Source organism: Sphingomonas sp. BLCC-B65, assembly GCF_028550675.1.
In the GTDB taxonomy this organism is placed as follows: domain Bacteria; phylum Actinomycetota; class Actinomycetes; order Actinomycetales; family Microbacteriaceae; genus Microbacterium.
In genome coordinates this window covers 295,091-318,918 of the sequence record NZ_JAQQGL010000002.1, presented here as the reverse complement: position 1 = coordinate 318,918, position 23,828 = coordinate 295,091, and the positions used below count along the sequence as shown (strand labels likewise).

The following is a 23,828-nucleotide window of genomic DNA, read 5'->3' as shown; positions in this document are numbered from 1 at the left end:
GCCGGACCTTCCGTGGGGAACGAGCGGAGAAGACCCATCCTGGGATATTTGTCCTTGCTGCCGTGTTGAACATGGATACGAGGACTCAACGCCCTCCAGCTCGCTTCGCTTCCGCGATCGGTGGCTCGCCGCCGGTGCGCCTCTGTTCAAACCCAGGATCGTCGATGACGATCTCGCAGTGCCCGACCGTCTGCACCGCGTGCCTGAGCAGTATCGGTAGATGCCGCCCGTCTCACCCCCGTCATATGGTCGTTTCCCGCGAGATGCGAGGCTGCGTGCCCCTGAAGGAAGTGACCGCTTACGGTGCTCGATGCGCGTGGATCGCTCGAGCAGCCAGGAACGGCTTGATGGAGGAGAGGGCGACAACCACACCGCTCGCTACTCCTGCAAACCCCATGAAGCCCTGCGCGGCATAGGGCAAGCTGAGGAACGTCAGCATGAGGCCCAGGAGTACGAGCAGAACCCCGCCGATGATGTTCGCCCTCATGATCCGACTCTACTGACGCCGCGCAGAGGAGTTCCGGAGGTCGGTGCGCCAGCTGGGGGCGTCTTGTGACGTAGTCAGACGGGTCGGCATACTGGACCGACGTCCATTACTCGACGTTCGTGACTATTCGAGGGGCCATGGAGTGACAAGCCTTGTGGAACCTCTGCGGGCGGGGATGGGGAGCGCCTTTGTGCTGCTTGCCGGGAGACGAAACGAGATCGCCACGGCCCGGTGGAAGTGGAGCACGGGGCTGGGAGTTGCGGTGCGCGTTGTGCGCGGGCGGAAGATGAGGGACGCGGCGGGCGTATTCGACGAGTTCGCGGCTGCTCTGCAGTTCCCCACCTACTTCGGAGAGAACAGGGATGCGTTCGACGAGTGCATCAGTGAAGCGGACGAGTTCTCTCGTGACGTTGGGCTCGTCGTTCTCCTGACTGAGCCGGATCAAGTGCTGGCGGATGAGTCGCCGGCGTCTCTGAAGTGGCTGGTGTCATCGCTCGAGCACGCTGCGCTGGAGTGGGGAACACCGATCGCCTTGGGGGAATGGTGGGACCGCCCGGCTGTTCCCTTCCATGTCGTTCTTGCCGGCGAAGGCCCCACGATCGCGGCATCGATTGCACGCTGGGAAGCGGCCGGCCTCTCGGATCTCGGCACGGTGGACGCCGACGGAACGATCGGCTAGTTTCTGGCAGTGATTCCTCTTGCAGACGTGCTACGCCCTCACGGCGTTGATCTAGCGGGATTGCCGGCCGCCGAGGCCGATCCCTTCGCTCAGGAAGGTGCCCTACAGGAAGCACAGCTCTTGTCCGTCCGGTTCGATGCCGTGACGGGTGTTGCCGGGCTCCTTTTCGAGATGCGCCCGTCGTTGCAGGTCCGGGATGCGAACACAGGTGTGCTTGTGGCACGGCGTGTTCGAGAGCTTTCATGGTCGAGCCCAGCGCGAAGCGGTGGGCTGTCGGCCTGGCCGGTCGGGAGTTCCACCACCCATCGTCGCGCCGGGATGGTGCGATTCGAGCTCGATATGTGGCCGGCGCCCGGGGCATCTCTCTCCTTCGAGGCGTCGGACGCCGACTTCTTCCTCGGCAGGGTCCCAGGGCTCACGGCTGCGCCGCCTGACTACACAGAGGTGTCGCCAAAGGAGGCGGACGGTCGGATCGCCGATTGGAACTCGAGCTTCGTGCCCGTCGGGCTTTCACGATGTCTCCCGATCCCGCCCGATGCTCGCGTCGGGTAGGCCGGGAGTTCCGGCCCTGCAGGAGTCGATTTCTCGGCACGATCGATCGGTTCACGCCGCCATGAATGTCGTTCACCCATCCAGCGAAGAGTCGATCCTCTCGCAGCTCGCGACCCTCGGCTACGCATCCTCGTCGTTGGCTGATTTGCGACGTTCTGGCATCCGATACGTGAGCGCCATCCCCGTGTTGGTGGATGCTCTGGAACGAGAGACGGATGATCGCGAAGCAGAGGAGATCGTCCGCGCACTGAGTGTGCCATGGGCGAAGCCGGTCGCTATTCCGGCGCTCATTCGGTTCTTCCGGCGCGCATCTGACCCAACCAACCTGGGAGCACGGTGGGCTACAGGGAGCGCTCTGGAGATCATTTGGGACGATGCGTACTTCGACGAGCTGGTCGATCTGGCGACGGATGTGCGGTATGGGCGGGGACGAGAGATGGTTGTGCTCGGGTTCGCCAAGTCGAAGCATCCGGAGGCGAATCAGGTCTTGTTGGGGTTGTTGGCGGATCGTGACGTCAATGGGCACGCCGTGTCGGCGCTCCGGAAGCGAAAGGTGCGGTTGCCCGCTTCGGTGCTCGGCGGACTTCTCCGGGATGACCGCACGTGGGTACGCAAAGAGGCGCAGAAGGTTCTCGAGTAGGCGATCGTCGGCTTCGTAGCGGCGATGGTGATCGCCCGCCGTGCGATGCGATAGCGAGGCCCCTCAGCGTTGCCTGAGCGCACCGGGTGCGCGAACTCGATTCAGCCGAGGCTGACCGACTGATAGTAGGCGACGGCTGCCCAGACGAGCACGCCCACGCCGATCATCAGAGTGCCGACGCCGACGAACTGCCAGATGACGAGTCGGCGCTCGGGGGCGGGGAGGTCGCGAAAGGCCATGCGGTGATCGTAGCGAGTCCGCTGCGTCCATCGCGTGTCCATCGCGTTATCCACGGCGATGCGCTCGGCATCCGCCGGCTCGCACCCCTAGATTCGATTCCGTGGACGAGCACGAGCCGCGTACCGAACCCGACACCGTCACCGAAGCGATCTGCATTCTGGGCTACGACTGACCGATCGGCTCCTCTCCCACGCGCCCGGCTAGGCTGAGGAGTCGTGACCGCACCGACGACGTCCCGGCTTCCCGCCGGTGTGGCTCTCGGTGGTGCCGTGCTGGTCGGCGTGCTGACGGCGCTCCAAGCCCGCATCAACGGGCAACTCGGTCTGCGCATCGGTGACGGGCTCGTCGCCGCGGTCATCTCCTTCGGGTCGGGCCTCCTGGTGCTGGCTGTGGTGTCGGCGCTGCTGCCGACGGGCCGCCGAGGTTTCGGCGCTCTGGTCGCCGGCATCCGGGCGCGCACGATCCCGTGGTGGATGCTGGCAGGCGGCCTCGCCGGAGCGCTCACCGTCGCAACGCAAGGCCTCGCCGTCGCCGTGATCGGCGTTTCCCTGTTCACTGTCGGGGTCGTGGCCGGACAGACACTGAACGGCCTGGTGCTCGACCGCGTCGGCTACGGCCCGGCGGGCGTCGTCGCGGTCACCATGCCACGCATCGCGGGCGGCGCGCTGGCCCTCATCGCCGTCGGTATCTCGTTGCAGGGCGGCGTGGTGGAGCGCGTGCCCTTGTGGATGCTGGTGCTGCCCTTTCTGGCCGGTGTCGGCATCGCGTGGCAGCAGGCGACAAACGGGCGGCTGCGCCAGCGCGTCGGGACGCCGTTGACCGCGACCTTCGTCAACTTCTTCGGTGGAACGGTGGTCCTTGCCATCGCGGCCATCGTTCACGTCGCCGTCGTCGGCGCGCCCCGCGCACTGCCGACCGAGGCGTGGCTCTACCTCGGCGGCGTGGTCGGGGTAATCTACATCTTCCTGTCGGCGGCGCTCGTCGCGCACACGGGCGTGCTGCTGCTCGGCCTCGGCGTCGTGGTCGGCCAGCTCGCCACTGCATTCGCCCTCGACGCCGTGTGGCCCGCCGATGCCGGGCCCCGCTGGGGAACGGAGCTGTTGATGGTCATGGTAGCCGCAAGCTCGGTCGTCGTCGCCCTCGCCCCCTGGCGGCGACGGCGACAGTGATCGGCCGCCACGGCCCGTCAGCTCTTCTTCTTGTCTTTCTTCACGCCGGTCTTCGTCGCCCCGCCGTCCTTGTCCGCCGCCTTCGCGGAGGCGGGCATGCGGCTCAGATGTGCGCGCGGATCGACGCTCTTGCGCCGGCCGGGACGTGCGCCGCTGGGCTTGCCGCCGACATACAGCCAGCCGAGCAGTTCCTCGTCCTTCGTGAGTCCGTGCGCCTTGGCGACCGCCTTGGCTCGCGTGTAATGACCGGTGCGCCAGATGACGCCCCAGCCCGCCTCATCCAGCAGGAGGCTGAGCACATGGGCGACGCCCGAGGCAACCGCCTCCTGCTCCCAGCGCGGAACCTTCTCGCTCTTGCGGTAGCTGGCGACCACGGCGAGGAGCAGCGGGGCGCGCAGAGGCTTCGTCGACGGCTTGTCGTCGCCCTCGGCCTTGGCGATCGCGGCGCCGAGGGTCGCCCGGTCATCTCCGCGCAGCTCGATCACACGCCACGGTCGCAGCGAGGAGTGGTCAGCGACCCGCCCCGCTGCCGCGATCAGGGTGAGAAGCTCGGCCCGGGTGGGAGCGGCCTCCGTCACCTTCGACCACGAGCGGCGGTTTCGCACCGCCGCCAAGGCGGGGTAATCCGTGACCGTCTCGATCACGACGCGTCCGCCTCCGGGGCCGGGGTGAACGACAGCGACAGCGAGTTCATGCAGTACCGGTCGCCGGTGGGCGTGCCGAAGCCGTCGGGGAAGACATGTCCGAGATGCGAGCCGCAGTTCGCGCAGCGCACCTCGGTGCGGACCATGCCGTGGCTGCGGTCTTCGATCAGCTCGACGGCCTCGGGGCGCACCGACTCGTAGAAGCTCGGCCACCCGCAGTGCGAGTCGAACTTCGTTCCACTCTGGAACAGTTCGGCGCCGCAGGCGGCGCACGTGTAGAGACCGGCGCGGCTCTCGTCGAGCAGCTCGCCGGTCCAGGCGCGCTCGGTACCCGCCTGGCGGAGCACCGCGTACTGTTCGGCGGTGAGTTCCGAACGCCACTCGTCGTCGGTCTTGGTCACGCGGTAGGTCATGTCTGGCTCCTTACTCCACCCACCATTCAACCCGACGCAGGCCGCGGTCGGCTCGGCCCGCGAGAATGTCACCCATGAGTTCCCTCCCAGAATCGGTGTCGGCCCGCTATGGCCGGTTCGCCCGCGAGGAGGCTCCCGGACGTTCCGCGCTGTACGGCGAGTGGGCCGCCGGAGTCGCGGCGGATGCCGCGGCGCAGGAGGTGCTCGGTCGGATCGCGCCTTCTCATCGTCAGCCCCCGCTCGTCTTCGCCGCCGCGCGGATGCTCGGATCCGGCGAAGGCGGGTACCGCGAGTGGCGGCAATGGGTGCTCGCCCACGGCGACGAGCTGGTCGCGGAATGCGGGGCGCGCTCTCTGCAGACCAACGAACCCCTCCGGTGCGCCGCCCTGCTGCCCGCGCTTGCGGGCATCGACGGGCCGATCGCGCTGCTCGAGGTCGGAGCGAGCGCGGGACTGTGCCTCTACCCCGACCGCTACTCGTACCGGTATCGAGGCGTCGCCGGCGAGATCGTGCTCGATCCCCCCGACGGGGCGTCGTCGGTCGTGCTCGAGAGCGAGCTGCGCGGTCAGCACGTGCCCCCGTTGCGGCATCCGGAGATCGTCTGGCGGGCGGGCATCGATCTCGCGCCACTGGATCCGGCCGACCCCGCCACCGAGGCGTGGTTGACGGCTCTCGTCTGGCCGGGCGAGACCGGACGCGCGGATCGGGTGCGTTCCGCGCTGCGCATCGCGGCGGCGGACCCGCCCCTCATGTTCGCGGGAGACGGCGTCGAACAGCTCGCCCCCGCGGTCGCGGCGGCGCCGCGGGAGACGGCACTCGTCGTTCAGACGCCGGGTGTCCTGGCCCATCTCGGATGGCATGCGCGACACGAGCTGATCGAGGCGGCGTCTGCCGCAGGACGATGGATCACCCTCGATGCCCCCGCTCTCCACGAGGGCTGGCGTGGTGGCGCGCCGGCGACGCGCGCGGCGGAGGGCTTCGCGCTCGCACGAGACGGCATCGTCCTCGGCCGTGCCGATCCTCTTGGGCGATGGCTGGAGTGGCATCCCGGCGGGTGCGGCTGACGGGGTTAGCGTGAGGACGTGCCCCTCTCCGACCGCGATCGTCTCCTCCTCGACTTCGAGTCGCGGTGGATCGCGCACGACGCCGTGAAGGAGGAGGCCATCCGCGCCGAACTCGACCTGGCGCCGGCCCGGTACTACCAGCTGCTCGCCCGCATCATCGATCAACCGGATGCCGCGGCGCACGACGCCATGCTGGTGCACCGTCTGCGCCGGCTCCGCGACGCGCGCGAGAGCGAGCGCGAGGGACGCGCGGCCGTTCCCGCCGTCCGCACGGGAACAGGCCGATAGCATTCTGGGGTGCCGAGTACGCCCCCGCAGAAAGACCGCTTCGATGATCTCGCCCTCGAGGGAGGGCGCATCGGTGCTCACCGCGCCGAGAATCCGCGTCTGCGAGGCGGAGTCGTGGTGCTGTGGTCGATCATCGCGATCGTCGTTCTGGTCGCGGTCGGCATCTTCGGCACGCTGATCGCCACTGGCCGCGTCACCCTCTTTCCCACGCCGAGCGCCACGCCGACGACCATCGCGACCGCCGAGCCGGTCATCGACACGTCCTACGCGGTGACGGTCCTCAATGCGACGACGCAGTCGGGTCTGGCCGGCTCCCTCGCGCAGACCATCGTCGCGGCCGGATGGGCGTCCGACAGAGTCACCGCCGGCGACGCCAGCTCTAAGGACTTCCCGACCACGACGGTCTTCTACTCCGATCCCGCCGAAGAAGGGGCGGCGCGCGGCCTCGCCCAGGTGATCGGCGGCGCGACGGTGACCCTCAGCGACGCCTACGCCTCTCTTGCGGGTGGCGACGGCAGCAAGCTCCTCGTCGTCGTCATCGGCGCGGATCGCACGGATGCCGGAGCCACTCCGGCCGGCTGACCCCACCGCCCCGTGATCACGAGCGTGGTCATGAGCGCCGAGCGTGTTTCGCGCGTGTGAACAGTTCGATGCGCCCGTGTCAACAGTTGCCGGAACGGCGATTTCGCCGCTCTCGCGCTGGTTAGCATTGCGACGTCCCACCGCAGCATCAGGAGATTCGCATGGCCCAAGGCACCGTCAAGTGGTTCAACGCCGAGAAGGGTTTCGGCTTCATCACCGTGACCGACGGCCAGGACGTGTTCGTCCACTACTCCAACATCGACATGTCGGGATTCCGCGTCCTGGAGGAGGGGCAGACGGTCGAGTTCACCGTCGGAGCCGGTCAGAAGGGCCCCCAGGCCGAGTCGGTCCGCGTCGTCGCCTGACGCCGTCCGGCCCTCCCATCGCGCCCGCTCGGCGCGGCTTGCACTCGTCATGCCAGAGTGCCAGAATGAGTTAGCACTCAATCATCGCGAGTGCTAAAGACTCATCCTCACGTCCGGGAGGGACGACACACTTATGGCAAAGATCATCGCTTTCGACGAGGAGGCCCGCCGTGGCCTCGAGCGTGGCCTGAACATCCTGGCCGACGCCGTCAAGGTGACCCTGGGCCCGCGCGGTCGCAACGTCGTGCTCGAGAAGAAGTGGGGCGCCCCCACGATCACGAACGACGGTGTCTCGATCGCCAAGGAGATCGAGCTCGACGACCCGTACGAGAAGATCGGCGCGGAGCTCGTCAAGGAGGTCGCCAAGAAGACGGACGACGTCGCCGGTGACGGCACCACGACGGCCACCGTCCTCGCCCAGGCCCTCGTGCGCGAAGGTCTGCGCAACGTCGCAGCCGGCGCCGACCCCATCTCCCTGAAGAAGGGCATCGAGAAGGCCGTCAAGGCGCTCTCCGACGAGCTGCTCGCGTCCGCCAAGGAGGTCGAGACCAAGGAGGAGATCGCCGCCACGGCATCCATCTCCGCCGCAGACCCCGAGATCGGCGAGCTCATCGCCGAGGCGATCGACAAGGTCGGCAAGGAAGGCGTCGTCACCGTCGAGGAGTCGAACACGTTCGGCACCGAGCTCGAGCTCACCGAGGGCATGCGCTTCGACAAGGGCTACATCAACCCCTACTTCGTCACGGACCCGGAGCGCCAGGAGGCCGTCTTCGAGGACCCGTACATCCTCATCGCGAACCAGAAGATCTCCAACATCAAGGACCTGCTGCCGATCGTCGACAAGGTGATCCAGGAGGGCAAGGAGCTCGTCATCATCGCCGAGGACGTCGAGGGTGAGGCTCTCGCGACCCTCGTGCTCAACAAGATCCGAGGCATCTTCAAGTCGGTGGCCGTCAAGGCTCCCGGCTTCGGCGACCGTCGCAAGGCCCAGCTGCAGGACATCGCGATCCTCACCGGCGGCCAGGTCATCACGGAGGAGGTCGGTCTCAAGCTCGAGAACGCCACCACCGACCTGCTCGGCAAGGCCCGCAAGGTGATCGTCACCAAGGACGAGACCACGATCGTCGAGGGCGCCGGTGAGTCGGCGCAGATCGAGGGTCGTGTGACGCAGATCAAGCGCGAGATCGAGAACACCGACAGCGACTACGACCGCGAGAAGCTCCAGGAGCGTCTCGCCAAGCTCGCCGGCGGCGTCGCCGTCATCAAGGCGGGCGCGGCCACCGAGGTCGAGCTCAAGGAGCGCAAGCACCGCATCGAGGACGCCGTCCGCAACGCCAAGGCGGCCGTCGAGGAAGGCATCGTCCCCGGTGGTGGCGTGGCCCTCATCCAGGCCGGCAAGAACGCGTTCGCCAAGCTCGAGCTCACCGGTGACGAGGCCACGGGTGCGAACATCGTCAAGGTCGCCATCGAGGCGCCCCTGAAGCAGATCGCGCTCAACGCCGGCCTCGAGCCGGGCGTCGTCGCCAACAAGGTGTCGGAGCTCCCCGTCGGTCAGGGCCTGAACGCCGCGACCGGCGAGTACGTCGACATGTTCGCTGCGGGCATCATCGACCCGGCCAAGGTGACGCGCTCGGCGCTGCAGAACGCCGCGTCGATCGCCGGTCTGTTCCTCACGACCGAGGCCGTCGTCGCCGACAAGCCCGAGAAGGTCGCGGCTCCGGCCGGCGACCCCACGGGTGGCATGGACTTCTGAGTCCGGATCTCCACGGAAAGGCCCCTCTTCGGAGGGGCCTTTCTGCGTGACGGAGCACGATGACGACCGCGTCAGCGGAACATGCTCGCGGCGGTGCTCTCGGTCTGCGCGTACTGGGCGCCGGCGTTCCCCAGGGCGGTGCCGATGTCGCCGAGCGCGCTCTCCAGCTCGGTCTGTGCGGCCCGCCACCGATCGACCAACCCCTGGAAAGCAACGGCGGCGCTGCCCGTCCACGCACTCTGCAGCTGGGTGAGCTGGCCGAGCATCGCGGCGGTCTCTGATTGCAGGCGATCGGCGGTCGCGCGAATCGCCCCGGTGGCGCTGAGTACGGCATCCGAATCAACACTGAACGCGGTCATGGTGAGCTCCTTTCGTCGGTGTGGCGCCACGCTACCCAGCGGTGCAGGGGCGCGCGATGACGGCGAGTGCGCGCGTGCAGAATGCGCTCAGGAGAGGCGCTGGGGAGGAGCCGGCGCGCGGCGTCGCCGGCTCGGGGTCTCAGGGCTCGATGTGCAGCCGAGGCAGGGGCTGGGTCTCGATGAAGAGGTGCTCGGCGGCGTCGCGGCTCTGCGCGAGCGGGAAGGCGACGCGGAAGGTGGCACCCCCGCCGGGCGTCTCGCTCACCACGATCGATCCGTGCAGCGCGTCGACCACCGACGCCACGATGGACAGACCGAGACCGGAGCCGCCGGTCTCGCGCGTGCGTGAGGTGTCGGCGCGCCAGAACCGCTGGAAGATCTTCTCCCGCAGTTGCGGGGCGATGCCCTCGCCGTGATCGATGACCGAGATCCATCCCATTCCGCCCGGTTCGTCGACGCCCACGGCGAGCTCGATCGGCGAGCCGTCGGGTGTATAGCGGCGCGCATTGCCGAGCAGGTTCGCGACGACCTGGCGGATGCGGTTCTCGTCGCCCAGGACGATGGGCTCCCGCTCGGAGGGCAGGGGCACCGCGGGGGCGGGGGAAGGTGCCGTGACCGTCTCGCCGTCGGCGCGTGGCCGGCGTCGCAGCAGTGCACCGATCGCCGCGGTCGGGGGCCGTCGACGCGTCGGGGCGCTTGCCGTGGGCGGCGCGGATGCCGGACGCAGCACCGCCGGGCGTGAGTCGTCGTCGACGAACGAGACGGTCCGTTCCGGCGAGGTCGCGCGCGCATCCAGCACCGCGTCGCGGGCGATCGGGCGCAGGTCTACGGGAGCGACGACGATGTCACGGCGCTCGTCGAGGCGGGCGAGGGCGAGCAGGTCCTCGACGAGGCCGCCCATGCGGATGGCCTCTTTCTCGATGCGTTCCATCGATTGCGCCGTCTGCTCGTCGCCCGAGATGGCGCCCATCCGGTACAGCTCCGCGTATCCGCGCACGGTCACCAGGGGTGTGCGCAGTTCATGACTGGCGTCGCCGATGAAGCGTCGCATCTGCAGCACGGTGGCGTCGCGCTGGCCGAGCGCCTGATCCACGCGGTCGAGCATGGCGTTGATCGCCGTCTTGAGCTTCCCGACTTCGGTGCCGGGAGCGATGTCGCCCATGCGCTGGCCGAAGTCGCCCCGCGCGATGGACATCGCCGTCTGCTCCACCTGCCCGAGGCTCCGGAACGCCAGCGTGACGAGCCAGCGGGTGAGCAGGGCGCTCACCAGGATCGTCATGAGCGCCAGAATCGTGTAGATGCCGACGAAGCTCGCCACCGTCTGATTCACGGGCGTCAACGGCAGGGCGAGCAGCTGGACGTTGTTCTCGCGTGCTCCTGGGATCTGCAGGATGTCGACGGCGGCGTGGAAGGTCGTCTTGCCGTCGGCCGAGGTGAGATCGAACGGAGTCGTTCCCTGCATGAGGGTGCTGTCGAGACCGAACGTGGTCGGGAACACCGGTGGGTTGTCGGAGGGCGGGCCCCCGGTGGCCAGCCTCGTGCCGTCGGGCCCGTAGACGGCGATGTAGAAGGATGTCAGCGGCGGATAGTCGGCGGGCTCGAATTTGGCGACCCCGTCGACGACCTCGACGTTGAGCAGGCTGCTGGCCTGATCGAGCGTCACCGTCTGGCTGATCGACTGGTCGCGCTCGGCGATCTGGGCGTTGCGCAGGAACACCGCTGTACCGAACCCGGCGACGAGCAGTCCGCCGGTCAGCACGGCCACGGTGACGCCCGTGACCTTGGCCCGCAGGCTGATGCCGCGCCACCACGAGGTGAGGCGGTCGTTCTTCTTCGCGTGTGCCGCGTACACGCCGTCCGCCGTCATCGCCCCGCGATCAGGCGGTCTTGCCGGCCTTCAGCATGTAGCCGAAGCCGCGCTTGGTCTGGATGAGCGGCTCCGAGGAGTACGGGTCGATCTTGCGGCGCAGGTACGAGATGTAGCTCTCCACGATGCCCGCGTCGCCGTTGAAGTCGTACTCCCAGACGTGATCGAGGATCTGCGCCTTGCTGAGCACCCGGTTGGGGTTGAGCATGAGATAGCGCAGGAGCTTGAACTCGGTGGGGGACAGGTCGATCGAGACGTCTCCCACCGTGACGTCGTGCGTGTCCTGGTCCATGGTCAGCTCGCCGGCGCGGATGGTCGACTCCTCGTCGGCCTGCATGGTGCGTCGGAGAATCGCCTGGAGTCGCGCGACGATCTCGTCGAGGGAGAAGGGCTTGGTGACGTAGTCGTCGCCACCGGCGTTCAGCCCTTCGATCTTGTCCTCGGTCTCGTCCTTCGCCGTGAGGAAGAGGATGGGCGCCGTGTACCCCGCGCCGCGGAGGCGCTTGGTGACGCTGAACCCGTTCATGTCGGGGAGCATCACGTCGAGGATGATGAGGTCTGGTTCCTCTTCGAGCACGGCCGAGATGGTCTGCGCGCCGTTCGCGACGGCGCGCACCTGGTAGCCGGCGAACCTGAGGCTCGTGACCAGCAGGTCCCGGATGTTCGGTTCGTCGTCCACGACGAGGATGCGCGGTGCGGTCATAGCCCCATCCTGGCATCGCAACCCTTCCCTTTGCTGGATATCGGAGAAGATGGATGGATGACGACGCCCGCGCCGCAGGTCCCCGTCCCCCCGTCGGCACCGCTGTTCGCACCCCCGACGCCGCCCGTCCCGCCCACGATCGTCCGCACGGCCCGCGCCCTCCCGGTCGACGCCGTGATCGGTGGTCTCGCCTTCCACCGGCTGAACTTCGCGCGCCGTCGGTCGGGATGGTGGACCCCGCTGGTGACCGGCATCCTGGGCCTCGCGATCTACCTCGGGTTCCTCGTGTTCGTCATGGTCGTCATCGGGATCGCGCTCTTCCGCGACCCGGAGCGCCTGGACGACCTCGCACGCCTCGGTCAGTCGGGCGGCGTCGACATGGGCGACCCCCTCATGGTCGCGATCCTGCTCGGGACGATCGCCCTCATGCTTCCGGCCTACATCCTCGCGTCACTGATCGTGAACGGACGCCGGGTCGGGCTCGTCTCCTCGGCCGCGGGACGGCTGCGCTGGCGCTGGATGCTGCTGTGCGGTGCGCTCGCCGTCGGCGTGTCCGCCGTGCTGACCGTGGTCGGTCTCCTCCTCCCCGGCGGCATGGAGGAGCCCGCGACGGGCGGCCCGGCCCCGACCTGGCCGATCACGCTCGTGGTCGTGCTGCTGCTCGTTCCCGTGCAGGCGGCGGCGGAGGAGTACATCTTCCGCGGTTATCTCATGCAGAGCATCGGACGCTGGCTGCGGCATCCGGCGTTCGCGATCCTCCTGCCGGTGCCGCTGTTCGTCCTCGGCCACGGCTACGACCTGCTCGGTCAGATCGGCGTCGGCCTGTTTGCCGTCGCTGCCGGCTGGCTCACGTGGCGCACCGGAGGACTGGAGGCGGCGATCGCCCTGCACGTCGTGAACAACCTCTCGGCGTTCCTGCTCTCGCTCGCCTCCGGCTCCAGCCCCACCGAGAGTTCGACGGGACTGGTCAGTTTTCTGTGGTCGTTCCTGCTGATCGCCGGATACGTCGCGATCGTCGAGTGGATGCTGGCGCGTCGTCCGCTGCCGCGCACGCTCGTCCTGCCGCCACCGGCTCCCGTGTGGTGAGCTACGCGGCGGCGATGCCCTCGGCATCCAGGATCGTGTAGCTGTAGCCCTGCTCGGCGAGGAAGCGCTGCCGGTTCTGCGCGAAGTCCTGGTCGACCGTGTCGCGCGCGATGAGCGTGTAGAAGCTCGCCGTGTGCCCGTTCGACTTCGGACGCAGCAGTCGTCCGAGCCGCTGCGCCTCCTCCTGGCGCGAGCCGAATGATCCCGACACCTGGATCGCGACCGAGGCGTCGGGCAGATCGATCGAGAAGTTCGCGACCTTCGAGACGACGAGGACAGGCAGGCGCGCCTCACGGAAGGCGGCGAACAGCTCCTCGCGCTCGTCCACGGGCGTCGCTCCGGTGATCTTCGGTGCGTCCAGAGCCTCGGACAGCACGTCGATCTGATCGAGATACTGGCCGATGACGAGGATCTGCTCTCCCGCGTGGCGGGCGACGAGATCCTTCACCACGCCGATCTTCGCGTGGGCCGTGGCGGCGAGACGGTAGCGCTCGTCGTCGGCGGATGCCGCGTACTCCATGCGGTCGGACGGCGGGAGGTCGACGCGCACCTCGTAGCAGACGGCCGGAGAGATGAAGCCCTGGGCCTCGATCTCCTTCCACGGAGCATCGAAGCGCTTGGGGCCGATGAGGCTGAAGACGTCCCCTTCGCGCCCGTCCTCTCGGACGAGCGTCGCGGTGAGTCCGAGTCGGCGACGCGCCTGCAGGTCGGCGGTGAGCTTGAAGACCGGTGCGGGAAGCAGATGCACCTCGTCGTAGACGATGAGGCCCCAGTCCAGCGCATCCAGGAGCGCGAGGTGCGCGTACTGGCCCTTTCGCTTCGCCGTGAGGATCTGATAGGTCGCGATGGTGACCGGCTTGATCTCCTTGGTCTGACCCGAGTATTCGCCGATCTCCTCGGGGGTCAGCGTCGTGCGCTTGAGCAGCTCGTCGCGCCACTGGCGCGCGCTGACGGTGTTGGTGACGAGGATGAGGGTCGTCGTCTTCGTCTCGGCCATCGCCGCGGCCCCCACGAGCGTCTTGCCGGCGCCGCAGGGAAGTACGACGACACCCGAGCCGCCTTCGCTGAAGATGTCGACGGCTTGGCGCTGATACGGACGCAGGGTCCAGCCGTCCTCGTGCAGATCGATCTCGTGCGGGGTACCGGGGGTGTAGCCGGCGTGATCCTCCGCCGGCCAGCCGATCTTCAGCAGTTCTTGCTTGATGTGCCCGCGCGCCCACGCGTCGATCACGTACGTGTCGGGGGAGGGGTGGCCGATCAGCAGGGGCTGGATGCGCTTGTTCTTCGCCATCTCGGCGAGAACCGCGGGGTCGGAGCCTCGCAGCACGAGTGCGCCCTCGGCATCCCGCTCGATGACCAGACGTCCGTAGCGGTTCACCGTCTCACGGATGTCGATCGACACCGAGGCGGGCACGGGGAAGCGCGACCAGCGGTCGAGGGTGGCCAGCATGTCGTCGGCGCTGTGCCCCGCGGCGCGCGCGTTCCAGAGCCCCAGTCGGGTGACCCGGTAGGTGTGGATGTGCTCGGGTGCGCGCTCGAGCTCGGCGAAGATGGCGAGCTCGTGGCGCGCCGTCTCCGCTTGGGGGTGCGCGACTTCGAGCAGCACGGTGCGGTCGCTTTGCACGATGAGGGGGCCGTCAGCCATAGCGTCCCAGTCTACCGACCTCGCAGCGGCGGGGGCTCGCGTCACCAGCCGTGCGTGCGCGTGCGGACGGTCAGAGGGGGCGGATGCCGCTGATGCTGGATACCGGCAGGGTGCGCTCCACATCGACCGCCCTGTCGAGTCCCCGCAGGCGTCCGCCGCCGAGGCCGGTCGCCTCGATCGTGAACTCGCGCTCGGTGCCGTCGGGCATGCGGACGGCGACGACGATGGTGGCGCGCGCCTTGACCGCGTGATCCAGTTCGCGGCCGAGCCAGGCGGCGTCGGCATCGTCAGCGGGCGCGGCGCGCAGTCGTGCGAGGAGCGCGGCATACGTGTCGCGCGCGGGCGCGGGCTGCGACGGCGACGGCGCCAGGCGGTGGCGGTCGAGTCGTCGGCGCTCGCCGTCGGCATCCACCGCGACGACCGGGTAGCGGGCGTCGGCGATCATCCAGAACGCGGTATCGACTCCGCTGCGGGTCACGAGTGCGTCGGCATCCGGTACCAGTCCGAGGGGACGCAGCGCCTGGTCGACGGCGAGGGTGCGCAGCAGGGCCTCGTCGTCGCTCGAGACCCGGGTGCGACCCTCCTGGTCGGGGCCGACGCGGACCATCCCGTGCGTGCGCGCCGTGCGTTCGATCTCGTACGCCAGCGGCTGGGGCACACCGGTGAGCGACAGGTCGGAGAGGAAGGCGCGCAGCGACTCGGCGCTCTCGCCCGCCGTGAGTGCATCGGCGATGCTCTCGGCGGTGAAGCGGTAGCTCGACGCCTGTGCGCGCGACTCCCGCCGCGCCATGGAGCGCAGTCGCATGTCGAGGTGCGGCGAGAGAGGTCCGGGCGCAATCGCGGTCAGATCGTTCTGCAGGTACACCCTGTCGACCTCGCTGGGCAGCAGCCGCGCGAGGGTGTCGAGGGCGGCGGTCGGGAACGGCGATCCCGCGCCGTCGAGGAATGCACCCCGCGCCCACGAGGTGGGGCGCCCAGCGTCGTCGAGGACGCCCCAGCGTCGGAGGAGCCCACGAAGATCCGCCGCTGTCTCCGGCCAGAGCACGTCCCACGGGTAGGCCTGCGCCCACGCGGCGGGCGCGATCCAGCCGCCGGTCGGTCGCCGCAGTCCGCGCGGCAGCCCTTCGAGGAACGCGGCGGCGACGGCGCTCCACCGTGCGATCGTGTCGGAGTGCAGCCACTGAGCACCCGCGGGCGTCACGAGCCAGCTCTTGTCCTGACCCGACAGCAGACCCGTCCGCTCGGCGATCTCGACGAGGTCATCGGCGGTGGCGCCGTCGTCGACGATCCCGTCCTCCATCAGCCGGCGGCGGTCGGCGGCCCCGAGCGCTCCGGAACCGATGCGGCCGAACGGGTGCGTGAGCGCAGCATGCAGGATGTCGCCGAGTGAGCCGAGCGAGGAGAACGCCCGCTCGGCGGCAGCGGCGTCGTCCGGCCGTGCCGCGGCATCCGTGTCATCGGCTTCGTCGACGTCGGCCGCGGGCGTCGATGCCGCGGTGAGGGCCGTCAGTGCGGACGACACCGCCTCGTACATCATTCCCTGCTCGTCGACGAGCGCCAGCTGCTGCAGCCGCGAGCGGGCAGCGTCGTCCGTGTCGACGGCGGCGTCGGCGAGGGCGGAGATCTCGCCCGAGGTCAGGCCCCGCAGGGCGCGCTCGATCGACGAGGGCTCCAGAAGCGCCTCGGCGGCGTCGAAGGCGTCGTTCCAGCTGGCGGTCGGGGATACGTGGCGTGCCGCGAACAGGGCCGCCAGTGCGTCGTCGCTGCGCTGCACGAGGTGCTGTGCGAGAGCGCGCGCGTCCGACCCGGTCACGTCAGCGGCCCTTGCCGACCCGGGCCTTCCGCACGAAGGTCATGATGAGCACTGCCATGAGCAAGATGAACGCGACGATCGGCGCGATGTACACCAGCGTGCCGACCAGCGGCCACACGCCCTGTCCGAAGTCGTCGTGCTTCATGCCCGCGGCCGAGCCGATCATGATCGCGACGAAGCAGATCACGGACAGCAGCAGCAGACCCAGGGACATGAACGCGAGGACGCGGTCGATGCGGCGGACGGGGAGATCGTCGGCCGAGTCGGGTGTGCGAGAAGACGAAGAGGGCATCGGGATCACCCTACTGCGTCCCCGCGCCGGGCGTGGGGGTGTCGTAGGCTGGAGTGGGCATGATGCCCACCCTCGTGCCCTCACGGCACGGGTCACGATGTCACCGCGCGCGAAGGCGCCGACGAGCGAGGTTTTGCGATGCCCACCGGCAAGGTCAGGTTCTACGACGACGAGAAGGGGTTCGGCTTCATCACCACCGATGACGGTCAGGACGTCTTCCTGCACGCCACGGCCCTCCCCGCGGGCACCGAGGGGCTGAAGGCCGGGACGCGCCTCGATTTCGGCGTCGCCGACGGCAAGCGCGGGCTGCAGGCGCTCGCGGTGCGGGTGCTCGACGCTCCCGTCAGCCTCGCCAAGCGCAACCGGATGAAGCCGGATGACATGGCGATCGTGGTCGAGGATCTCGTCAAGCTGCTCGACAAGGTCGGCGGCGACCTGCGTCACGGTCACTATCCGAACGCGGGACAGGGCAAGAAGGTCGCCGCGATCCTGCGCAAGGTCGCCGATGAACTCGACGCCTGAGTCGGTCGACTCCGGCGCGGATGCCGAGGGCGAGGCGCCGGCGCTCGTCGCCGACGACCGCCTGCTCGCGGCCCACGACCTGGCACTGTCCGCGCTGCGGGAGATCACGCCGGCGGCGACGATCGGCGAGCCCGCCGGATACACGGTCGAGGCGGACGGCGTCGTGTCGTTGCGCTTCGCCACCACGATGGAGGGCTACCCCGGCTGGTTCTGGACGGTGAGCCTGGCCGTCGTCGACGACGCCGAGCCGACGGTGCTCGAGGCCGAGCTCCTACCGGGCGAGGGTGCGCTCTTGGCTCCGGAGTGGGTGCCGTGGGCGGTTCGTCTGGCGGAGTATCAGGCCGCGCAGGCGGCGCTGGCCGCCGAACGCGGTGTCGAGGCCGAAGACGCCGAGGGCGTCGACGACGATGAGTCCGACGAGGAACTCGACGACGACGACCTCGACGACGTGGATGATCTGGATGCCGCCGACTTCGACGACGACGGATCGCCGATCCTGCACGCCGGTGACGTCGACGGCGTCGACATCGACGTGCTGGACGACGATTCCGACGAGGACGAGGACGACGAGGACTAGCGGCGTTTCGTCTCGTGCCGGGGGCGCTCGCTCAATGACCGGGCGTCAGAGCACGACGTGGAACCGTGCGCTCTGCAGGACCTCGTCGCGCGATGACGGACCGACCAGCAGGTCGAAGGCGCCGGGCTCGACGATCCGCTCACCACGGGCATCGACGATGGTGCAGGCGCGCACGGCGACGGCGAGTTCGACGGTGCGCTCCTCACCCGCCGCCAGCGTCACTCGTCGATATGCCTTCAGCTCCTTGTCCGCCCAGCTGGCGGACGTCACCGCATCCCGCACGTAGACCTGCACGAGTTCGTCGACCGGTCGCATCCCTGTGTTGCGGACGGTCACGTGCGCACGCACCGTGTCGTCCAGTCCCACCTGTGAGGCCTCGAGCGCGGGAGGCCCGTATTCGACCGTCGAGTACGACAACCCTTCGCCGAAGACGTGTGCAGGGCGCTGTGTGAGGTCGGCGTAGCGATCGCCGTGCTGCCCGCGGAGCTGGTTGTAGTAGGTGGGCTGCTGCCCCACGTGCTCGGCGAACGAGATCGGCAGGCGTCCGCAGGGCTCGATACGGCCGAGCAGGAGTTCAGCGATGGCGCGTCCGCCTTGCATCCCGGGGTTCGCGACCCAGAGCAGGCAGCAATTGCGCACCGCCTCGGGGAGCACGAGCGGTTTGGAGGCCATGAGGACGACCACCACCGGCGTACCGGTCGCGACAAGGGCCTCCAGAAGTGCCGTCTGGGCGCCGATCAGCTCGAGCGTTGCGGTCGAGCGACCTTCGCCGACCAGTTCGATCCGATCGCCGACCACCGCCACGACGACGTCGGACGCGTGCGCGGCAGCGACGGCCTCGGCGATCAGCTCCTCGTCGGGCCGGGCGGCAACGACGACACGCGGTCGGGGCTGTCCGTCGGGGAAGTGGGAGCCCGCAGGGTCGTCCTCCCACGTCAGAATGTCCGCGCCCCGCGCGTGCGCGAGTTCCCAGTCGGAGGGCAGCAGCTCGCGCAGGCCGTCGATCACGGTGGTGATCTGCGAGCGCGGCTGACCATCCGGCATCCAGTCCACCTGGCCCGAGGAGCCGGCCCAGTCGCCCAGCTGCGTCTGCGCGTCGTCGGCGAGCGGGCCGACGACGGCGATTCTGCGCGCCGGGGATCCGGCGCGCTCCAACGGGAGAGTGCCGTCGTTGCGGAGCAGGACGAGCGAGCGGCGCGCGACGTCGAGGTTGAGGGCCGTGTGCGCGGCGGTCGCTATGTTGTCGCTGATGCGCACCGCCTCGGGCAGGCGTGGATTCTCGAACAGCCCGAGCTCGAACTTCAGGGTGAGAATCCGCCGGACGGCCCGATCGAGGTCTCCCTCCGACAGGAGGCCGGCATCGATCGCCGCCAGCGCCCCGTCGAAGAAGCCCGGTGTGGTCATGACCATGTCGTTGCCGGCGCGAATGGCCGCCGCGGCGGCGTGAGCGTAGTCGGGCTGTATCTTCTGCTCCCACACCATGCGGCCGACGTTGTCCCAGTCGGTGATGAGTGTGCCCGTGTAGCCCCACTCGCCACGCAGCACGTCGTCCAGCAGCCAGTCGTTGACGGTGATCGGAACCCCGTCGGTGGTCTGGTAGCCGAGCATGAACGTCGCGCAGCCCTCGCGCGCGACGCGTTCGAACGGAGGGAGGAACCACGAGCGGAGCTTGCGGCGCGAGATGTCCGCTTCGCTCGCATCGCGCCCGCCCTGCGTCTCGGAGTAGCCGGCGAAGTGCTTCGCGGTCGCGAGGATCGCGGTCTCGTCGCGCAGTCCGCGTCCTTGGTAGCCACGGACCATGGCGCTGGCGAGCTCGCCGATCAGGAACGGGTCTTCACCGAAGGTCTCGCCCACCCGCCCCCAGCGCAGATCGCGTGCGATGCAGAGCACCGGTGAGAAGGTCCAATGGATGCCGGTCGCCGCCACCTCCGTCGCCGTCGCGCGGGCGACGCGCTCAAGGAGGTCGGGGTCCCACGTCGCGGCCATGCCCAGCTGCGTCGGGTAGATGGTGGCGCCCTCCCAGAACGAGTGGCCGTGGATGCAGTCCTCGGCGACGATCAGGGGGATGCGAAGACGCGTCTGGGCGGTCAACTCCGCGGCGCGCAGGACCTTCTCGGGAGAGGTGTGCAGGATCGAGCCGGCATGGCGCTCGAGGATGATGTGGTCCAGATCCTCGCGGGCGTCCCACTGCATCATCTGGCCGACCTTCTCGGCGACCGTCATCCGGCCGACGAGGTCGGCGACCCGGTGCGATACGGCAAGGGACGCGTCCAGGTAGGCGGCGGTGTCGCGGTCGATGAGGCTCATTCGGCATCCTTCGTATTCGGCGCTGCCGTCGTCGGCGTCGCCGTGCGGACCGCGGTGACGGCGCTCGTCGCCTTCAGGCCCTTCTTCCTCAGCGCGCGAGCACGCTCGCCGGCCGAGCGCAGTCGCGGGTTGACGTACTCGTCGATCCCGAAATTGATCAGGGCGAGTGCGACCCCCAGCAGGGCGATGCACAGACCCGCCGGCACGTACCACCACCAGTAGTCGGGAAAGGCCGAGTTCTGCTGGGCCCAAAACAGGATCGTGCCCCAGTTGAGATTCGACACCGGGATCACTCCGATGAAGGCCAGCGTCGTCAGACCGAGCACCGCGGCGGTCATGGTGCCCACGAAGCTGGAGGCGATGATCGCCAGGAGGTTCGGCAGCATCTCGACCAGGATGATCCGGTGCAGCGGTTCGCCGTTCGCCCGCGCCGCCTGCACGAAGTCGCGGTTGCGCAGCGACATGGTCTGCGCGCGCAGCACGCGGGCGCCCCATGCCCACCCGGTCAATCCCAGGACGGCGGCGATGAGCACGAGCGGGGGGTCCTGGAACTGTGAGGCGATGATGATCATCAGCGGCAGCGCCGGAAGCACCAGGAACACGTTCGACAGCGCCGAGAGCGACTCGCTCTTCCAGCCGCGGAGGTAGCCCGCCGTCACCCCCACCAGGATGGCGACGACCGTGGCCATGATGGTCGCGAGGAAGCCGACGATCAGCACGCCGCGGGTGCCGTAGACGATCTGGCTGAACACGTCCTCGCCGATGTGCGTCGTGCCCAGCAGATGTTGAGCGGACGGAGGCTGCAGGGTCGCACTCAGATTCTGCGCCGTCGGATCGTAGGGAGCGATCACGGGCGCGAAGATCGCGACGAGCACGAAGACGGCGAGGATCACGAGGCCGGTCGCCGACTTCGGGTTCGCGAACATCGCCACCGACGCTCGGAGCTGGCGCAGGAACGTGCGTCTGGGCGGCGCGGACGGCGACGCGGTGAGCACCGCGGCGGTTTCGGGGATCGACATGGTCAGGCCTCCGTCTCTCGGACGCGGGGGTCGAGGATGGCGTACGCGATGTCCGCCAGGATGTTCGCGATCAGCACCGCGAGAACCAGCACCAGGAAGATCCCCTGCATGAGGGCGTAGTCCTTCGCGTTGGTGGCGTTGAGCAGCAGCAAGCCGATACCCGGATAGGAGAAGACCATCTCCATCACTAGCGTGCCGCCGACGATGAAGCCGAGCGCCAACGCGAAGCTCTGGATCTGGGGGAGTACCGCGTTGCGTGCCGCATACCGCCAGAGCACGCGGCGGTCGGGCAGGCCCTTCGCCTGGGCGACGGTGATGTAGTCCTCGTCGAGCACCGTCAGCATCATGTTGCGCATACCGAGCACCCAACCGCCCAGAGAGGCGATGACGATCGTCAACGCCGGAAGAGCGGCATGCGAGACCACCTGGCCGATGAACTCCGCATTCCAGCCCGGCTCCACGCCCAACTCGTAGGCGTGCCCGGCGGGGAACCACCCGAGAAGCGTCGAGAACACAGCGATGAAGATGAGGCCCAGCCAGAAGTACGGCACCGTTCCGAGGAACGTCGTGATCGGCACGAGCACGTCGAGCCGTCCTCCTCGTCGCCATCCGATGACCGCGCCGAGCACGGTTCCCACGACGAAGGAGAGGATGGTCGCCGTGCCGACCAGGCCCAGCGTCCAGGGCAGTGCCGAGCCGATCACGTCGCCGACGGGGGCCATGCCGCTGGAGATGGAGATTCCCAGGTCGCCCCGCAGCAGCATCCCCCAGTAGTTGACGTACTGATCCCACAGCGTCGTGGACGAGTCGAGGCCGAACATCAACCGCAGCGCCTTCTCGGCCTCGGGCTGCAACTGTCCACGGGCCTGCGCCATGTACGCGGTGACCGCATCGCCGCGCATCATGCGCGGGATGAAGAAGTTGATCGTGATGGCCGCCCACGCCGTGAACGCGTAGAACAGCACTCTGCCGCCGATGAAACGCCACGGAACCCGCATGCGTCCCCGTTCGGCATGGGTCGCGGTCGTGCCCACGAGCGTGGGATCGACGGTCGAGATGTCGCTGATCATCGTTCACCTCCGGCGGCCGCAGCCGCTCGTCTGCGGAAGAACTCCTCCGGATCGGGAGATGCCGCACGCAACTCCCGCGTGTAGGGATCGCGCGGCCGGAGGATGACGTCGTCCGCGGTTCCCCGCTCGACGACGCGGCCCTGATTGAGCACCATGATCTCGTCGCTGAAGTGGCGCGCCGTGGCCAGGTCGTGCGTGATGTACAGCACCCCCAGACCCTCCTCGCGCTGGAGATCGGCGAGGAGGTTCAGCACACCGAGACGAATCGACACGTCGAGCATCGACACCGGCTCATCGGCGATGAGCAGGGCGGGACGCGAGGCCAGGGCGCGCGCGATGGCGACGCGCTGACGCTGGCCGCCGGACAACTCGTGGGGACGCCGCTCCATGACGACGTCGGGGTCGAGGCGCACACGCTCCAGCAGGCGGCGCACCTCGGCATCCGTCTCGCCGCGCGCCACCACGCGGTCAAGCCGCAACGGGCGCTCGATGTGGTGACGGATCGTGTGCGACGGGTTCAGGGAGGCGAAGGGGTCTTGGAAGACCATCCGCAGCTTCTGCCGATAGGCGCGCAGGCCCGGGCCGCGGCGGGGGATGGGACGCCCGTCCAGCAGCACCTCGCCGCGCGTGGGCACTTCGAGCTGGGTGAGGATCTTCGCGATGGTGGACTTGCCGCTGCCGGACTGACCGACGAGTCCGATCGTCTGGCCGGCGCTCAGGCGAAAGCTGACATCGTCGAGCGCGGTGATGTGTCCCGCGCCGCGCACGTTGTAGATCTTCGTGACACCGGCGACGTCGAGCGTCGTCATCGTGCCACCACCCCCTTCTCGCCGGTGAGGCGCGGGAAGGAGCGCAGCAGCGTGCGTGTGTAGTCGTGGTGCGGATCGGACCAGATCTGCTCGGCCGTGGCGAGCTCGACGATCTCGCCTTCCCGCATGATCGCGATCCGGTCGCTGATCTCCAGCAGGAGCGGGAGGTCGTGGGTGATGAAGATCACGGAGAAGCCGAACTCGTGGCGCAGCTGGGAGATCTGCCGAAGGATCTCACGCTGCACGAGAACGTCGAGAGCCGTCGTGGGCTCATCCATGACCATCAGCTGGGGGCGCAGTGCGAGGGCCATGGCGATCATGACGCGCTGTCGCATGCCTCCGGACAGCTCGTGCGGGTACGACCGCAGTCGCTGGGCGCCGACCTTGACCGTCTCGAGGAGGTCGATCACCGCGGCACGCCGCTCGGCCCGACTCATCGACGGCCGGTGCACCACGAAGACGTCGTCGAGCTGCGCACCGATAGTGCTGACCGGGTTCAGCGCGTTCATCGCGCCCTGGAAGACCATCGAGATCTTGTCCCACCGGAAGCGACGCATCTGCTCGGCGTCGAGCGTGTTGACGTCGATGTCGAGTCCGGACTCGTCGTGGAAGACGACACGGCCGCTCGTGATGACGGCGGGCGGCTTCAGCAGTCGCTGGATGCCGTAGGCAAGGGTCGTCTTGCCGCTACCGCTCTCGCCGGCCAGGCCCACGATCTCGCCGCGGCGGATCTCGAGACTCACGTTCGCGACGGCGGTGACGGCCGGGTCCACGTCGTAGACGACCGAGAAGTCGTCGATGGTCAGAAGGGTGTCTGTCATCTGCTCGTGCTTTCGGGTTCTCCTGAGGCTCGAGCGGACGGTCGCCGCGATGGCGTGCCGTC

26 protein-coding genes are annotated in these 23,828 nt (G+C 68.6%); 11 read left to right on the top strand and 15 right to left on the bottom strand.

Translation table 11 applies throughout. The annotated features are described in order from the left end of the window. Positions 1-298: 298 nt before the first annotated feature. Positions 299-487 (bottom strand): hypothetical protein, encoded by a 189-nt coding sequence (locus tag PP359_RS14880; protein WP_112930970.1) that lies wholly within the window; start codon positions 485-487, stop codon positions 299-301. A gap of 142 nt (positions 488-629) precedes the next feature. Between PP359_RS14880 and PP359_RS14875 the strand changes: the two genes are divergently transcribed. Both PP359_RS14875 and PP359_RS14870 read left to right on the top strand, forming a co-directional pair. Beyond that, a complete protein-coding gene (locus PP359_RS14875) occupies positions 630-1,166 on the top strand; it encodes a barstar family protein (protein WP_499250954.1) in 537 nt (178 codons plus the stop codon). A gap of 721 nt (positions 1,167-1,887) precedes the next feature. Beyond that, positions 1,888-2,358, top strand: coding sequence for a HEAT repeat domain-containing protein (locus PP359_RS14870; protein ID WP_499250953.1), 471 nt, complete (start codon positions 1,888-1,890; stop codon positions 2,356-2,358). Between the two features lie 101 nt (positions 2,359-2,459). Here the strand turns inward: PP359_RS14870 and PP359_RS14865 are convergent, their stop codons facing one another. Next, positions 2,460-2,597, bottom strand: coding sequence for a hypothetical protein (locus PP359_RS14865; protein ID WP_198013032.1), 138 nt, complete (start codon positions 2,595-2,597; stop codon positions 2,460-2,462). Positions 2,598-2,813: 216 nt separating this feature from the next. Between PP359_RS14865 and PP359_RS14860 the strand changes: the two genes are divergently transcribed. Next, positions 2,814-3,767 carry a DMT family transporter gene (locus PP359_RS14860; RefSeq protein ID WP_499250952.1) on the top strand — a complete coding sequence of 318 codons (954 nt, stop codon included), beginning with the start codon at positions 2,814-2,816 and terminating at the stop codon, positions 3,765-3,767. 17 nt (positions 3,768-3,784) lie between these two features. On the opposite strand, the gene PP359_RS14855 is transcribed toward PP359_RS14860, so the two are convergent. Further along, complete coding sequence (locus PP359_RS14855; RefSeq protein ID WP_499250951.1) at positions 3,785-4,411, bottom strand: nitroreductase family protein; 627 nt, start codon at positions 4,409-4,411, stop codon at positions 3,785-3,787. Further along, positions 4,408-4,824, bottom strand: coding sequence for a peptide-methionine (R)-S-oxide reductase MsrB (gene msrB, locus PP359_RS14850; RefSeq protein WP_112930975.1), 417 nt, complete (start codon positions 4,822-4,824; stop codon positions 4,408-4,410). The genes PP359_RS14855 and msrB overlap by 4 nt, the downstream gene beginning before the upstream one ends. Before the next feature lie 74 nt (positions 4,825-4,898). Here msrB and PP359_RS14845 point away from each other — a divergent pair, with 74 nt between their 5' ends. From PP359_RS14845 to groL, 5 genes are all read left to right on the top strand, one after another. After that, entirely contained in the window at positions 4,899-5,888 is a 990-nt protein-coding gene (locus PP359_RS14845) for a DUF2332 family protein (RefSeq protein ID WP_499250950.1), read from the top strand. Positions 5,889-5,906: 18 nt separating this feature from the next. Then, entirely contained in the window at positions 5,907-6,176 is a 270-nt protein-coding gene (locus PP359_RS14840; protein ID WP_036316065.1) for a DUF3263 domain-containing protein, read from the top strand. 9 nt (positions 6,177-6,185) lie between these two features. Next, entirely contained in the window at positions 6,186-6,758 is a 573-nt protein-coding gene (locus tag PP359_RS14835) for a LytR C-terminal domain-containing protein (protein WP_499250949.1), read from the top strand. 161 nt (positions 6,759-6,919) lie between these two features. Beyond that, positions 6,920-7,123: a cold-shock protein gene (locus PP359_RS14830; protein WP_005051075.1), complete on the top strand. Its 204-nt coding sequence runs from the start codon at positions 6,920-6,922 to the stop codon at positions 7,121-7,123. A gap of 133 nt (positions 7,124-7,256) precedes the next feature. Beyond that, positions 7,257-8,876, top strand: coding sequence for a chaperonin GroEL (groL, locus tag PP359_RS14825; RefSeq protein WP_039411874.1), 1,620 nt, complete (start codon positions 7,257-7,259; stop codon positions 8,874-8,876). A 71-nt stretch (positions 8,877-8,947) separates the two neighbouring features. Here groL and PP359_RS14820 read toward each other — a convergent pair whose 3' ends face one another. From PP359_RS14820 to PP359_RS14810, 3 genes are all read right to left on the bottom strand, one after another. Beyond that, positions 8,948-9,235, bottom strand: coding sequence for a WXG100 family type VII secretion target (locus PP359_RS14820; RefSeq protein ID WP_039411876.1), 288 nt, complete (start codon positions 9,233-9,235; stop codon positions 8,948-8,950). A gap of 139 nt (positions 9,236-9,374) precedes the next feature. Continuing rightward, a complete protein-coding gene (locus tag PP359_RS14815) occupies positions 9,375-11,102 on the bottom strand; it encodes a sensor histidine kinase (protein ID WP_347417522.1) in 1,728 nt (575 codons plus the stop codon). 10 nt (positions 11,103-11,112) lie between these two features. After that, positions 11,113-11,805 (bottom strand): response regulator transcription factor, encoded by a 693-nt coding sequence (locus PP359_RS14810; RefSeq protein ID WP_036286419.1) that lies wholly within the window; start codon positions 11,803-11,805, stop codon positions 11,113-11,115. Between the two features lie 57 nt (positions 11,806-11,862). On the opposite strand from PP359_RS14810, the gene PP359_RS14805 reads away from it, so the two are divergent. Then, on the top strand, positions 11,863-12,891 hold the full coding sequence (locus PP359_RS14805) for a CPBP family intramembrane glutamic endopeptidase (protein WP_499250948.1): 1,029 nt from the start codon (positions 11,863-11,865) through the stop codon (positions 12,889-12,891). Position 12,892: 1 nt separating this feature from the next. Here PP359_RS14805 and PP359_RS14800 read toward each other — a convergent pair whose 3' ends face one another. The 3 genes from PP359_RS14800 to PP359_RS14790 form a co-directional block, all read right to left on the bottom strand. Further along, positions 12,893-14,536 (bottom strand): DNA repair helicase XPB, encoded by a 1,644-nt coding sequence (locus PP359_RS14800; protein ID WP_294942476.1) that lies wholly within the window; start codon positions 14,534-14,536, stop codon positions 12,893-12,895. Positions 14,537-14,606: 70 nt separating this feature from the next. Further along, on the bottom strand, positions 14,607-16,349 hold the full coding sequence (locus tag PP359_RS14795) for a helicase-associated domain-containing protein (protein ID WP_499250947.1): 1,743 nt from the start codon (positions 16,347-16,349) through the stop codon (positions 14,607-14,609). 1 nt (position 16,350) lies between these two features. Then, positions 16,351-16,641: a multidrug ABC transporter ATPase gene (locus tag PP359_RS14790; RefSeq protein ID WP_347417519.1), complete on the bottom strand. Its 291-nt coding sequence runs from the start codon at positions 16,639-16,641 to the stop codon at positions 16,351-16,353. A 138-nt stretch (positions 16,642-16,779) separates the two neighbouring features. Here PP359_RS14790 and PP359_RS14785 point away from each other — a divergent pair, with 138 nt between their 5' ends. Continuing rightward, a complete protein-coding gene (locus PP359_RS14785; protein WP_005051055.1) occupies positions 16,780-17,163 on the top strand; it encodes a cold-shock protein in 384 nt (127 codons plus the stop codon). Further along, positions 17,147-17,740 (top strand): DUF3027 domain-containing protein, encoded by a 594-nt coding sequence (locus PP359_RS14780; RefSeq protein WP_378792089.1) that lies wholly within the window; start codon positions 17,147-17,149, stop codon positions 17,738-17,740. The genes PP359_RS14785 and PP359_RS14780 overlap by 17 nt, the downstream gene beginning before the upstream one ends. Positions 17,741-17,785: 45 nt before the next feature. Here PP359_RS14780 and PP359_RS14775 read toward each other — a convergent pair whose 3' ends face one another. Genes PP359_RS14775 through PP359_RS14755 form a run of 5 tightly spaced genes read right to left on the bottom strand, consistent with a single transcriptional unit; the run spans position 17,786 to position 23,766 of the window. Next, positions 17,786-20,047, bottom strand: a complete 2,262-nt coding sequence (locus PP359_RS14775; protein WP_499250946.1) for an exo-beta-d-1,3/1,6-glucosidase — start codon at positions 20,045-20,047, stop codon at positions 17,786-17,788. Next, positions 20,044-21,066 (bottom strand): ABC transporter permease, encoded by a 1,023-nt coding sequence (locus PP359_RS14770; protein ID WP_112930984.1) that lies wholly within the window; start codon positions 21,064-21,066, stop codon positions 20,044-20,046. Before PP359_RS14770 ends, PP359_RS14775 begins: the two co-directional genes overlap by 4 nt. Positions 21,067-21,068: 2 nt before the next feature. Further along, a complete protein-coding gene (locus PP359_RS14765) occupies positions 21,069-22,136 on the bottom strand; it encodes an ABC transporter permease (RefSeq protein ID WP_499250945.1) in 1,068 nt (355 codons plus the stop codon). Then, a complete protein-coding gene (locus PP359_RS14760) occupies positions 22,133-22,945 on the bottom strand; it encodes an ABC transporter ATP-binding protein (protein ID WP_499250944.1) in 813 nt (270 codons plus the stop codon). The genes PP359_RS14765 and PP359_RS14760 overlap by 4 nt, the downstream gene beginning before the upstream one ends. After that, positions 22,942-23,766 (bottom strand): ABC transporter ATP-binding protein, encoded by an 825-nt coding sequence (locus PP359_RS14755; RefSeq protein WP_499250943.1) that lies wholly within the window; start codon positions 23,764-23,766, stop codon positions 22,942-22,944. Before PP359_RS14755 ends, PP359_RS14760 begins: the two co-directional genes overlap by 4 nt. Positions 23,767-23,828 lie beyond the last annotated feature (62 nt).

Excerpts from the sequence above, each read along its gene's own strand:
- PP359_RS14785 (WP_005051055.1), top strand. The coding sequence starts at position 16,780 with ATGCCCACCGGCAAGGTCAGGTTCTACGACGACGAGAAGGGGTTCGGC.
- PP359_RS14865 (WP_198013032.1), bottom strand. The coding sequence starts at position 2,597 with ATGGCCTTTCGCGACCTCCCCGCCCCCGAGCGCCGACTCGTCATCTGG.
- msrB (WP_112930975.1), bottom strand. The coding sequence starts at position 4,824 with ATGACCTACCGCGTGACCAAGACCGACGACGAGTGGCGTTCGGAACTC.
- PP359_RS14800 (WP_294942476.1), bottom strand. The coding sequence starts at position 14,536 with ATGGCTGACGGCCCCCTCATCGTGCAAAGCGACCGCACCGTGCTGCTC.
- PP359_RS14820 (WP_039411876.1), bottom strand. The coding sequence starts at position 9,235 with ATGACCGCGTTCAGTGTTGATTCGGATGCCGTACTCAGCGCCACCGGG.
- PP359_RS14760 (WP_499250944.1), bottom strand. The coding sequence starts at position 22,945 with ATGACGACGCTCGACGTCGCCGGTGTCACGAAGATCTACAACGTGCGC.
- PP359_RS14845 (WP_499250950.1), top strand. The coding sequence starts at position 4,899 with ATGAGTTCCCTCCCAGAATCGGTGTCGGCCCGCTATGGCCGGTTCGCC.
- PP359_RS14810 (WP_036286419.1), bottom strand. The coding sequence starts at position 11,805 with ATGACCGCACCGCGCATCCTCGTCGTGGACGACGAACCGAACATCCGG.
- PP359_RS14765 (WP_499250945.1), bottom strand. The coding sequence starts at position 22,136 with ATGATCAGCGACATCTCGACCGTCGATCCCACGCTCGTGGGCACGACC.
- PP359_RS14780 (WP_378792089.1), top strand. The coding sequence starts at position 17,147 with ATGAACTCGACGCCTGAGTCGGTCGACTCCGGCGCGGATGCCGAGGGC.
- groL (WP_039411874.1), top strand. The coding sequence starts at position 7,257 with ATGGCAAAGATCATCGCTTTCGACGAGGAGGCCCGCCGTGGCCTCGAG.
- PP359_RS14770 (WP_112930984.1), bottom strand. The coding sequence starts at position 21,066 with ATGTCGATCCCCGAAACCGCCGCGGTGCTCACCGCGTCGCCGTCCGCG.
- PP359_RS14805 (WP_499250948.1), top strand. The coding sequence starts at position 11,863 with ATGACGACGCCCGCGCCGCAGGTCCCCGTCCCCCCGTCGGCACCGCTG.
- PP359_RS14815 (WP_347417522.1), bottom strand. The coding sequence starts at position 11,102 with ATGACGGCGGACGGCGTGTACGCGGCACACGCGAAGAAGAACGACCGC.
- PP359_RS14775 (WP_499250946.1), bottom strand. The coding sequence starts at position 20,047 with ATGAGCCTCATCGACCGCGACACCGCCGCCTACCTGGACGCGTCCCTT.
- PP359_RS14755 (WP_499250943.1), bottom strand. The coding sequence starts at position 23,766 with ATGACAGACACCCTTCTGACCATCGACGACTTCTCGGTCGTCTACGAC.
- PP359_RS14880 (WP_112930970.1), bottom strand. The coding sequence starts at position 487 with ATGAGGGCGAACATCATCGGCGGGGTTCTGCTCGTACTCCTGGGCCTC.
- PP359_RS14830 (WP_005051075.1), top strand. The coding sequence starts at position 6,920 with ATGGCCCAAGGCACCGTCAAGTGGTTCAACGCCGAGAAGGGTTTCGGC.
- PP359_RS14790 (WP_347417519.1), bottom strand. The coding sequence starts at position 16,641 with ATGCCCTCTTCGTCTTCTCGCACACCCGACTCGGCCGACGATCTCCCC.